An 11,346-nucleotide genomic window follows, 5' to 3' on the forward strand; every position below is an offset into this window, starting at 1 on the left:
CCGTCCGGCGCTTGAGGACATCTTTCAGCCTGTCCGGCGCTTGAGGACGAGGCCGCCAGGCCGACAAATCAAGCCCGTCCGGCGCTTGAGGACGAGGCCGCCAGGCCGACGGCCTGGAAGCCGCCACGGGGCGCCGCCCCGGACCCCAACCCACGAACGCCGGAGAGGCTGGATTTGGGGCGCTGCCCCGGACCCGAACCCCCGAGCCCCGGAGGGGCTGAACTTGCTGAACGGGCTGGGACTCAGCCCACTCGTTGTGTGAGGTCGTAAAGAGTCACCCCGTCAACGGAGACCTCCGCAAACGTGGACCGCACCCAACTCGTAATCTCCGCACTGGAGTTGCCCCCAGGCCCCGCACGCCCCTGTTCCGCCCCGGCGACGAAGTAATGGATCCGCCCCGCGGCCACGTACTCCTTGAACTGCGCAAGCGTCGGCGACGGGTCACTCCCGTTGAACCCCCCGATCGGCATCACAGCATGCCCGCCGGCCAGCTGATACCCGGCAGCATTCTGGGACCCGATGGCGGCAGCCATCCACGTGTAGTCACCCGCATCCCGCTCCAGCACGGCCCTGACCTTCGCACTGACCTCCGTGCCGTTGAGCAGACCGCCCATGCCACCGCCGGGCCGCTCACCGGTGAAGCCCTTGCCCGGGAACCCGGGGCCCGGCGTACGACCGCCGTCCGCGCCGGGACGCACGCCCCGCTGCGCCCCGTCGCCACCGGTCGGCTGCCCGCCTCCCGGACCTCCCCCACCACCGGGCGGCCCCCCGCCACCAGGCGGGCCCCCGCCCATCCCGCCGCGGCCGCCCGACACCGCCGGCCCCGCCGTGACGATCGAGCCGGCGTGGCCCTCGTTCACCGTCGTCAGGGTGTACGCGAGCGGGCCGGCCAGCGCCGCCGCCAACCCCAACCCGCTTGCCGCCAAGGCGAGTCGACGCCCGCCGCGCCGCCCGCCGGGCAACAGCCCGCACGCCGCGACGAGGCCGCCCACCAGCACCGCCCAGCGCAACCACGGCAGGTAGCCCTCGGACCGGCCGAGCAGCACGTACCCCCAGCAGGCGGTGACCGCGACGGTGCCGGACAGGGCCGCGGCGGGCAGCAGCCGGCCGCGTTCCTCCCACAGCACCGTGGCCCCCATGCCGACCAGGGCGGCGATGTACGGGGCCAGCGCCACCGTGTAGTACTCGTGGAAGATCCCCTGCATGAAGCTGAAGACCCCCGCGGTCATGACCAGCGACCCGCCCCAGGCGAGGAACGCCGCCCGCGCCGTGTCGGTCCGCGCCGCGCGGCGGGTCAGCACCAGGCCGGCCACGAGCAGCAGCAGCGCGGCGGGCAGCAGCCAGGCGATCTGACCGCCGATGGTGCCGGTGAACATCCGGTCCCAGCCGGTACCGCCCCAGCCACCGCCGCCCGGTCCGCCGCCGGGTCCGCCCCCGCCGCCCACGCTGCCGGTCTCCTCGCCGTTGATCCGGCCGAGTCCGTTGTAGCCGAAGGTCAGCTCCAGGAACGAGTTGTTCTGCGACCCTCCGACGTACGGTCGGGAGGCGGCGGGCCACAGTTCGACGATCGCCACCCACCAGCCGCCGGCGAGCACCATCGCGCCTGCGGACAGGGCGAGTTGGCCGAGCCGGCGCCGCAGCGCCGTGGGCGCGCACACCGCGTACAGGACGGCCAGCGGCGGGAGGATCAGGAAGGCCTGCAGGGTCTTGGTGAGGAACGCGAGGCCGACCGCGGCCCCGGCCCAGAGCAGCCACTTCGTACGCGCCTCCTCCAGCGCACGCAGTACGCAGTACACCGTGATCGTCATCAGGAGCGCGAGCAGCGCGTCCGGGTTGTTGAAGCGGAACATCAGCGCCGCGACCGGGGTGAGTGCGAACGCCCCGACCGTGATCAGCCCGGCCGCCGCCGAGAACCGCCGCCGCACGGCCGCGTACAGGACCGCCGCCGTGCCCACTCCCATCAGCACCTCGGGCACCAGGATCTGCCAGGAGCCGAGTCCGAAGAGCCGTACGGACAGGGCCATCGGCCACAGCGCGGCCGGCGGCTTGTCGACGGTGATCGAATTGCCCGCGTCGGACGAGCCGAAGAAGAACGCCTGCCAGCTCTCACTGCCTGCCTGAACTGCCGCGGAGTAGAAGGAGTTGGCGTAACCGGAAGCGCTCAGCTGCCAGAGGTAGAGCCCGGCCGTGGCGAGCAGCAGGACGAGCAGCGCGGGGCGGACGAAGGGCGGATCGTCGGGCCTGCCGCGCCAGAGCGTACTGAGGTTGGGCTTGGGCTTGGGCTTGGGCTTGGTCATCGGTCGGTCCTGGGGGTGGTGCCGGGGTGCGTGGTGTCGGGGTGCGTGGGGGCGAGCTCGGGGACCGGTGGGCGGGCGGCGCCCCGGTCCGGGAAGACCCAGGCCCGCAGGAGGAGGAAGCGGAGGACCGTGGCGGCGAGGTTGGCGGCGATCAGCACGGTCAGTTCGGTCGTGTGCGAGGCGCCGCCGCCGGCCGCGTCGAGCGCGGCGAGCGAACCGCTGGTCAGGGCGAGGCCGATGGCGAACACCACGAGCCCCTGCGCCTGATGCCGCACCGCCCGCTCCCGTCCGCGTACGCCGAAGGTGAGCCTCCGGTTCGCCGCGGTGTTCGCGACGGCCGAGACGAGCAGCGCGCCCGCGTTCGCGAACTGCGGTCCGAGGCCGGTGCGGAACAGCGAGTACAACGCCAGATAGAAGAGCGTCGACAGCGCGCCCACCACACAGAATCCGACGAGTTGGCGTGCGAGTCCGCCTGGCACGCCCTCGATGCGCCGGTCGCGCGGGTCGTCCCCGAAGGGGCGTGCGAGCCGGTCGAGCGGGAGCGCGCCGACGGCGAGCGCCCGGCCCACGCGCCACACTCCTTTGAGGTCCTCGGCGGCCGTCCGCACCACGTGCACGGTCGAGTCGGGGTCGTCGACCCAGTCCACCGGCACCTCGTGGATTCGCAGCCCGGCACGCTCGGCGAGCACGAGCAGCTCGGTGTCGAAGAACCAGCCGGTGTCCTCCACCATCGGCAGCAGCCGCTGCGCGACATCCCGCCGGATCGCCTTGAACCCGCACTGTGCGTCGCTGAACCTGGCCTGCAGCGACCCTCGCAGAATCAGGTTGTACGCCCGGGAGATGAACTCCCTGCGCGGCCCGCGCACCACCCGCGAGGTGCGCGCCAGCCGCGATCCGATCGCCAGATCCGAGTGTCCCGAGATCAGCGGGGCGACCAGCGGCAGCAGGGCGTTCAGATCGGTGGACAGATCGACGTCCATGTACGCGAGCACGGGCGCGTCCGACTGCGACCACACGGTCCGCAGGGCCCGCCCGCGTCCCTTCCGGTCCAGGCGGTACGAGGTGACGCCGGTCAGCTCGCGGGCCAGGGCCGCGGCGATCCGGGGCGTGCGGTCGGTGCTCGCGTTGTCGGCGACGGTGATCCGGAAGCCGCACCGGCCGTGCGTGCCGCTTCGGGTGTCCCGGTCGTCACGGCCGTACGGGAAGTTCTCGGCGAGGTGGGAGTGCAGCCTCCGGACGCAGGCCGCCAGGTCCTTCTCCTCGTTGTAGACCGGAATCACCACGTCCAGGACGGGCGGACCGTCTCCGCGCAGCGGTACGGGGGCGCGCGCGGGGAGTGCGCCGCCGGCGCGCGCCGGGGGCGCCTTGGCCGCGGCATCCGTCGTACCCGTCGCAGCCGCTGCTGCCGCGGCCGTCTCAAGGGGATCGCTTCGCATACGACGACACTCGCCAAGTGGCCTGTCCCGGCGATGTGCTGAGGCTGTGGGTGGGCTGTGAGTCGTGAGGCGTGAGTCGTACGGGAGGAGGAGGTGGGAGACATGGGGCGTAGGAGCCCGCCGTGTCAGGCCGGGTGGGGCGCCTCGATCCGCTCCGAGTCGTGCGGAGCCTGCGACTCGGCCGGTCCTCCCGGCCGGGACGGGTCGCAAGGAAGCGTCACGGTGAAGACCGTGCGCCCGGGTGCACTCTCGGCGCGTACGTCCCCGTCGTGCGCCGTCACCACCGCCCGTACGATCGCCAGACCGAGCCCCGTGGACCCCGACGGCCCCGAGGGCCCCGTGGATCCGGCGCTTCCGTTCGCCCGCGCCCGGGATTCGTCCCCGCGCGCGAACCGCTCGAAGACCTGCGGCACCAGCTCCGCCGCCATCCCCGGCCCGTCGTCCTCGATCTCCACGCGGAGGGTGGGACGGACGCCCTCCGCACTGCCGGTGCGACGGCCCTCGGGGCGACGGACCTCGGGGCGACGGACCTCGGGGCAACGGACGTCAGGGCAATGGCCGTCAGGGCGGTCGGTGACCGTCACCCGGGCGGTGACCGTGGTGCCGGGCGGGGTGTGGGTGCGCGCGTTGGCCAGCAGATTCACCAGTACCTGTTGGAGCCGCGCCGGATCGGCCCGTACGAGGGCGGGCTCCGCCGGCAGCTCGAGGCGCCAGTGGTGGTCCGGCCCCGCCGCCCGCGCATCGCTGACCGCGTCCACCACGAGCGGGGAGAGATCCGTGCTCTGTTTCGCGAGCGGGCGTCCGGCGTCGAGCCGTGCCAGCAGCAACAGGTCCTCCACCAGGACCGTCATCCGGGACGCCTCGGACTCGATACGGCCGAGGGCGTGCCGTGTGTCGGGGCCGGTCTTCTCCCGTCCGCGCCGCGTGAGCTCCGCGTAACCCCGGATCGAAGCGAGCGGCGTGCGCAGCTCATGACTGGCGTCCGCGACGAACCGCCGTACCCGCGTCTCGCTCTCCTGCCGCGCACTGAGCGCGGAGTGCACATGGTCGAGCATGCGGTTGAGCGCCGCGCCGACCTGGCCGACCTCGGTCCGCGGATCGGCGTCCGGCACCCGCTCGGAGAGGTCGGGTTCGCCGCTGTGCAGGGGGAGTTCGGAGACCCTGGTCGCCGTCGCGGCCACCCGGCGCAGCGGGCGGAGCGCCATGCCGACCATCGCCGCTCCCGCGATTCCGGCCGCCACCAGCCCCGCGCCGGCGACGCACAGCTCCACCACGACCAGGGTGGCGACGGTGTCCTCGACGGTCGCGGTCGGTACGGCGACGAGCAGTTCGCCGTTCGCGCCCTGGGTGTACTGCGCGCGGTAGCCGCCGAGTCCGGGCAGGTCCACGCTGTGCGGTCGGCCGTCCCGTGCGACGGAGTCCAGCGCTTCGGCCTGCGCATGGTCGAGTGCGCCGAGGCGGGCGCGCTCGGTCGGCTCGGCGCCCCGTTCGCTGACCGCGGCGCGTACGACTCCTCCGTCCTCGATCACCGCCCCCACGGTTCCTATGTCCTGGCCGCCGAGCCCGAGGAAACGCAGCGGATCCCGCCGCTCGTCCCCGGGCGGGCCGTCTCCACCAGGCGGCCCGCCGGCCCGCAGCGCGATCTCGGAGAGCTGCGTGTCCAGCTGCTTGTACAGGTACGAGTGCAGCGCCACCGTCGTGACCGTCCCGATCACCGCACACACCAGCGCGATCAGCACCACTGCGGACACGACGAGCCGCGTCCGCAGCGAACGGGGCCTACGGGGCCGGCGTGACCGACTCGCCCGAGAGCCGTGTCGGCGCAGGGCTCCTGGGCGGGGAGCCCACACGCCTCGCGTCACGCCGAGGCCGGAGCCGACACCGAGGCGGGAGCCGACACCGACGCCGGAGCCGAGGACGGAGCCGACTGCGCCGATGAAGCCGTCGCGGCCCTGGACGCGGCCCCGGCCCCGGACGCCGGCTGCTGAGCCGGGTCCGCCGCCTTGAGCAGATAACCCGCGCCGCGCCGTGTGTGGATCATCGGCGCGTTCCCCGCGTCGATCTTCCGGCGCAGATACGAGATGTACAGCTCGACGACGTTCGCCTGACCGCCGAAGTCGTAGCTCCACACCCGGTCCAGGATCTGCGCCTTGCTCAACACCCGTCGCGGATTCCGCATCAGATACCGCAGCAGCTCGAACTCGGTGGCCGTCAGATGGATCGACCGGCCGCCCCGCGTCACCTCGTGGCTGTCCTCGTCGAGGGTGAGATCACCGACGACCAGCAGCGACTCGCTGCGCCGCGCCACTGCTCCCGAACGCCGGATGAGCCCGCGCAACCGCGCCACGACCTCCTCGAGGCTGAACGGCTTGGTCACATAGTCGTCCCCGCCCGCGGTGAGCCCCGCGATCCGATCCTCGACCGCGTCCTTCGCGGTCAGGAACAGCACCGGGACGTCCGGCAGATCGTGCCGCAGCCGGCCGAGCACGGCGAGACCGTGCATATCGGGCAGCATCACATCAAGCACCACGGCGTCGGGCCGGAACGACCGCGCCGCACGCACGGCGCTCGCCCCGTCCTCCGCCGTACGCACGTCCCAGCCCTCGTACCGCAGAGTCATGGAGAGCAGCTCGGTGAGCGAGGCCTCGTCGTCCACGACGAGCACCCGCACCCGGGACCCGTCGGGCCTGCGGATGTCTGCCCTGGCGGCGTCGGTACCGGTGCCCGGCGCCTCGTCGGGCCGGCCCTGTCGCGAGATTGTGGTCATGCCCTCACACTGACCACCCGCTCTGAAATCCTCCTTGCCGGAACCTGTGAATTCCCTGAGAAACGCCTCGGCGGCGTCCTCACGCCCGTCTCCGCCCCGGCCTGCGTCTCCGCCTCCGTGTTCGTGTTGGTGTCCGTCTCCGTGTCGTCTGTGTCTCCTCCCACTCCTCGGCCCGCTACCGCGCGGGCAGTCCGAACAACCTCGCCCCATTGCCGTGGCACACCGCGCGCAACCAGTCGTCCCCGAGCTCCAGACGCGCAAGCGCCTCCAGCTGATGCCCGTACGGATACGGGATGTTGGGGAAGTCCGTGCCGAGCAGCACCCGGTCGCCAAGGCCCGCCAGCCGTGCTCGTGCCTCCACCGGATACGGCATCGCGCTCTCGGAGAAGTCCGTGAACGCCATGGTCGTGTCGAGCCGCACCTCGTCGTACCGCTCGGCCAGGTCGAGGAAGTCCGCGTATTCCGGCATCCCCATGTGCGCCACCACCAGCGGCAGTCGAGGATGCCGCGCGAGCAGCCGGCCGACCGGCTCCGGCCCGGTGTGCTTGCCCGGAACAGGTCCCGACCCGCAGTGCATCACCACCGGGACCCCGGCCTCCGCGAGCAGTCCCCACGCCGGGTCGAGCCGCGGGTCGTTCGGGTCGTAACCGCCCACCTGCAGATGGGACTTGAAGACCTGCGCCCCGGACTCGACGGCCTCCCGCACGTACTCCCCGACGCCGTCCTCGGGGAAGAGCGTCGCGGTGCGCAGACAGTCCGGCGTACGCCCGGCGAATTCCGCGCCCCAGGCATTGAGCCAGGCCGCCATTCCCGGCTTGTGCGGATAGAGCATCGCCGTGAACGCACGCACCCCGAACTCCCGGAGCACCCCGACCCGTTGCTCCTCCGCCAGCCGGTACGAGATGGGCCACTCCCGTCCCGTCAGCGGCCCGACCGCGTCGAAGTACGCCCAGACCTTGCGCAGGACCCGCTCCGGCATGAAGTGCGTATGGACGTCGACGAGCCCCGGCAGCCCGAGCCCTTCCCAGAACGCCCGTACCTCCGCCGCCTCACCTGCCCGCTCACCGTCCGCACCACCGGCCGCCCGACCGGCCGCACCGCCGGTCTCCTCACCCACCTCGTCGCACATTCCCCCACTCTCGTCCGACCGCCACCTGCCTGTCCATGCCCCGCCCGCTCCTCGGCCCGCACCCGTCCCACCTGCATCCCCGCCGCTCTCCGACCACCCGACACCCGATCTCCGCACAGGTCTCCCTCAGAACAGATCCCCCTGCACACCGCCGCCTGCCGCGGCTCCCCAGCCTTCGTCCACCACCGGGACGCTCACCTCCACCCCACTCGCACCAGACCCCACCGCACCGTCGCCTGCCTCCACCGCCACCAACCCCCACCCGCTCATCAACCGGGTGTCCACCACGACCACTCCCGTCCGCTGCCGCCCGGTCCCCGGAGCGCGCCAGGACGACCACAGATGCAGATCCGGCCCTGCAGCGGCCAGCAACCTCCCGGCGACCACTCCGCCCTCCACCAACTCCCGCACCACAACACCCCCACCGCCGTCACCCGCGGCCCGCTCCACTGCGGACTCCAACTCCGGAATCCCGAACTCCACACTGTGATCCACCGGTTCGAACGGCAATCTGCTCAACGACTCGGGCCACTCGGCAAGTTCCCACACCCGCGCATGACATTCGCGCAACTCCCTCATCCGCTCCTGCACCCCCGGCAACTCGCCCCGCACCGCCCGCTTGCGCGCATACGGCACCCGGTCCGGCACCCCCAGAACACCACCCAGCACCCCTTCCGCCCGCCGGGCCGCCATCAACGGCCCCCGCCCCAGCCATACGAAGGCCACCGCCCCCTGCTCCAGCAACCGCGCCGACCCCCGCTCCACCGCGGTGATCCCCACCTTGAGCAACCCCGGCCCGAAGTACGCGAGATACACCCCGTACGGCCGCGGATCGTCGACCGACGTGTCGGCAGCGACCGAGTACGAACGGTCGATCCGGGCACACTCCTGGCACTGCGCCCGCGTGCCGCGAGCGGGCACCTCCGCCGCCCGCGGGCACTGCGTGTACCGCCCCGCGCGCCACACCCCGAGGCACCGCCGACCGCCCCGGCACGCGAAGGCCAGCCGCCGACCGACGGCCGGCTCCGATTCCCGCCGACCGCCGCGCCCGCCCACGGACCAGCCGAGCACCGCCCGGCCGTCCCGCCACCGCATCCCCGTACTCCGCCACATCATGCACCCAGCATGATCCCCGCCACTGACAATGCGGTCGGGCCTGTGGACAACTCACGAGTTGTGGACAACTCACACCCCATGAACGCGTCACACCCCATGAACGCGTCACGCCCTGCGACCAACACACCCCGTGGACAAACGCCTTAGTATCCGAGGCATGCCCTTGACGTTGGACGACGTGGACCGGTTCGAGGCAGCGAGGCCCCGCCTGGAGGCCATCGCGTATCGCCTGCTCGGCTCCGCGAGCGAGGCCGAGGACGCTGTGCAGGACACGTTCCTGCGCTGGCAGGCGGCGGACATCGCGCGCATCGCGGTCCCCGAGGCATGGCTGACGAAGGTGCTCACCAACCTCTGTCTCAACCAGCTCACCTCGGCCCGCGCCCGCCGCGAGACCTACGTCGGCGAATGGCTTCCCGAACCGCTGATCGGCGGCGACCCGATGCTCGGCCCCGCCGACACCGCCGAGCAGCGCGAATCGGTCTCGTACGCGGTCCTCGTCGTCCTCGAGCGGCTCTCACCGGACGAGCGGGCCGTCTACGTACTGCGGGAGGCCTTCGGCTGTCCGCACCGCGAGATCGCCGAGATCCTCGACATCAGTGAAGCGTCCAGTCAGCAGATCTTCCACCGGGCGAAGAAGCACGTCGCGGCCGGCAAGGCGCGGGCCGAGGTCGACGAGGCCGCCGCACGGCGGGTCATCGACGAGTTCCTCGCGGCCGCCACAAGCGGCCGGACCGAACCCTTGGTGCGCCTGCTCACCGAGGACGCCACTTCGATCGGCGACGGGGGCGGCAAGGTTCCCGCGCGCGCCAGGGCGACCGAGGGTGCCCTCGCGGTCGCGAAGTTCATCCGGGGTCTGTTCAAGCCCACGGAGGCCAAGCGCGCCTANGGTGCCCTCGCGGTCGCGAAGTTCATCCGGGGTCTGTTCAAGCCCACGGAGGCCAAGCGCGCCTACACCGGCGGCCCGACGGAGATCCACGCGACGACGGTCAACGGCGAGCCGGGCCTGGTGGCCGTCGTCCACGGCCGGATCATCGCGGTCATGGCCCTGGAGATCACTCCGGACGGGATCGTCGCCATCCGCAATCAGGTCAACCCCGACAAGCTCGAGCGGGTGAACCAGCGCTGGGCGGCGAGCGACCACGGGGAGCCGATCGTCGAAGCGTTCTGACCCGCCCGACGACCCGACGACGCTCTGACCTGCCCCGACGGCCGCTCCGGCGCGCCTCGACGCGACACATCGCCCACACCGCGCCCCATGTGACCCGCCTCACACCACCCACCTGTCAGGAAACGGCGAGCTGCCCGGTTCAAGGAGCGAAGCCGCCTCAGACAGGAGCATGGACATGCAGCACCGGATCATCGTCCTCGGAGCGGGCTACACCGGGGCCACCGCCGCCGGGCGCCTCGCCAAGCGTCTGCACCGCGACGACGTCACCATCACCCTCGTCAACGCCGAGCCCGACTTCGTCGAGCGGGTCCGCATGCACCAGGTCGCCGTCGGCCAGGACCTCAAGCCCCGGCCGTACCGCGAGATGTTCGCCGGCACCGGGGTCGAGCTCAAGGAGGCCCTGGTCACGTCGATCGACGTCGATCGGCACACGGTCTCCGTCACCGAGGTGAACGGCAGTGGCGTGCCGGAAACCGGCACCGAGGAGCTCGAGTACGACACCCTCATCTACGCCCTCGGCAGCGCCTGGAACAGCCAGGGCGTCCCCGGCACCGAGGAGCACGCCCACCAGATCGCGAGCCGCCCGGGCGCCCTCCGGCTGCGCTCACGCCTCGCCCGGCTCTCCGCCGGGGATTCCGTGGTCGTGGTCGGCGGCGGCCTCACCGGCATCGAGTCCGCGACCGAGATCGCCGAGGCCCGTCCGGACCTCGATGTGGCTCTCGCCTCCCGCGGCGAACTGGGCGATTGGCTCTCCGAGAAGGGACGCCGCCATCTGCGGAAGGTCTTCGACCGGCTCGGCATCACCGCCCACGAGCACACATCCGTCGCCGAAGTGGCCGCCGACCATGTGACCGCCGCCGACGGCACCTCGATCCCGGCCGCCGTCACCCTGTGGACCACCGGTTTCGCGGTCCATCCGATCGCCGCGGCCAGCGGTCTCGAGGTCACCGACACCGGGCAGATCGTCGTCGACGAGGCCATGCGCTCGGTCTCCCACCCGGACGTGTACGCCATCGGCGACGCGGCCCTGGCGATGGGTGCGGGCGGCAAGCCGCTGCGGATGTCGTGCGCCTCCGGGGTCCCCACCTCCTGGCAGGCCGCCGACACCGTGGCCGCCCGGCTGACCGGTGGCAAGCTGCCGGACGCGCCGCTGCGTTACTTCAACCAGTGCATCTCCCTGGGCCGCAAGGAGGGCCTCATCCAGTACGTCACCGCCGACGACCGGGCCGTCCGCGCCGCCCTCACCGGACGTATGGCCGCCCTCTACAAGGAGTTGGTCTGCAAGGGCGCGGCCTGGGGCGTGGCCAATCCCACCTTCGGCATGCCGGTCCGTCGCCGTCGCGCCACCGTCGCAGGCGCCCGCGATCAGGCACCGGCATCGACATCGGCCTGATCGGCCCGCGCCCGGCCGGCGGTCAGCGCTCGCCGGCCGG

7 protein-coding genes and 2 pseudogenes are annotated in these 11,346 nt (G+C 72.2%); 3 read left to right on the top strand and 6 right to left on the bottom strand.

The window, feature by feature from the left end; translation table 11 throughout:
• Window positions 1–242: 242 nt before the first annotated feature.
• The 6 genes and pseudogenes from DY218_RS07460 to DY218_RS07485 all read right to left on the bottom strand — a co-directional run bounded on the left by DY218_RS07460 (window position 243) and on the right by DY218_RS07485 (window position 8,745).
• A complete protein-coding gene (locus tag DY218_RS07460; protein WP_128555112.1) occupies window positions 243–2,297 on the bottom strand; it encodes an ArnT family glycosyltransferase in 2,055 nt (684 codons plus the stop codon).
• Window positions 2,294–3,733, bottom strand: coding sequence for a bifunctional glycosyltransferase family 2/GtrA family protein (locus tag DY218_RS07465; RefSeq protein ID WP_128555113.1), 1,440 nt, complete (start codon window positions 3,731–3,733; stop codon window positions 2,294–2,296). The genes DY218_RS07460 and DY218_RS07465 overlap by 4 nt, the downstream gene beginning before the upstream one ends.
• Window positions 3,734–3,858: 125 nt before the next feature.
• Window positions 3,859–5,559, bottom strand: a complete 1,701-nt coding sequence (locus tag DY218_RS34925; RefSeq protein ID WP_128555121.1) for a sensor histidine kinase — start codon at window positions 5,557–5,559, stop codon at window positions 3,859–3,861.
• A gap of 167 nt (window positions 5,560–5,726) precedes the next feature.
• Window positions 5,727–6,500, bottom strand: a pseudogene (locus DY218_RS07475) (response regulator transcription factor); the annotation flags it as partial.
• Between the two features lie 175 nt (window positions 6,501–6,675).
• Entirely contained in the window at window positions 6,676–7,629 is a 954-nt protein-coding gene (locus DY218_RS07480) for an amidohydrolase family protein (protein WP_128555115.1), read from the bottom strand.
• 126 nt (window positions 7,630–7,755) lie between these two features.
• Complete coding sequence (locus tag DY218_RS07485) at window positions 7,756–8,745, bottom strand: DUF2797 domain-containing protein (protein ID WP_407703577.1); 990 nt, start codon at window positions 8,743–8,745, stop codon at window positions 7,756–7,758.
• A gap of 157 nt (window positions 8,746–8,902) precedes the next feature.
• Between DY218_RS07485 and DY218_RS07490 the strand changes: the two genes are divergently transcribed.
• The 3 genes and pseudogenes from DY218_RS07490 to DY218_RS07495 all read left to right on the top strand — a co-directional run.
• The coding region (locus DY218_RS07490; protein ID WP_233521421.1) for a sigma-70 family RNA polymerase sigma factor at window positions 8,903–9,630 on the top strand (728 nt) is incomplete at its 3' end.
• A gap of 1 nt (window position 9,631) precedes the next feature.
• Window positions 9,632–9,913 (top strand): annotated as a pseudogene (locus DY218_RS34930) (RNA polymerase subunit sigma-70); the annotation flags it as partial.
• A 175-nt stretch (window positions 9,914–10,088) separates the two neighbouring features.
• Entirely contained in the window at window positions 10,089–11,306 is a 1,218-nt protein-coding gene (locus tag DY218_RS07495) for an NAD(P)/FAD-dependent oxidoreductase (protein WP_128555117.1), read from the top strand.
• The last annotated feature ends 40 nt before the right edge of the window (window positions 11,307–11,346 follow it).

Source organism: Streptomyces triticagri (assembly GCF_003429565.1).
Classification (GTDB): domain Bacteria; phylum Actinomycetota; class Actinomycetes; order Streptomycetales; family Streptomycetaceae; genus Streptomyces; species Streptomyces triticagri.

Coding starts and splice junctions, on each gene's coding strand:
- DY218_RS07460 (WP_128555112.1), bottom strand. CDS start 2,297: ATGACCAAGCCCAAGCCCAAGCCCAAGCCCAACCTCAGTACGCTCTGG.
- DY218_RS07465 (WP_128555113.1), bottom strand. CDS start 3,733: ATGCGAAGCGATCCCCTTGAGACGGCCGCGGCAGCAGCGGCTGCGACG.
- DY218_RS07480 (WP_128555115.1), bottom strand. CDS start 7,629: ATGTGCGACGAGGTGGGTGAGGAGACCGGCGGTGCGGCCGGTCGGGCG.
- DY218_RS07485 (WP_407703577.1), bottom strand. CDS start 8,745: ATGATGTGGCGGAGTACGGGGATGCGGTGGCGGGACGGCCGGGCGGTG.
- DY218_RS07495 (WP_128555117.1), top strand. CDS start 10,089: ATGCAGCACCGGATCATCGTCCTCGGAGCGGGCTACACCGGGGCCACC.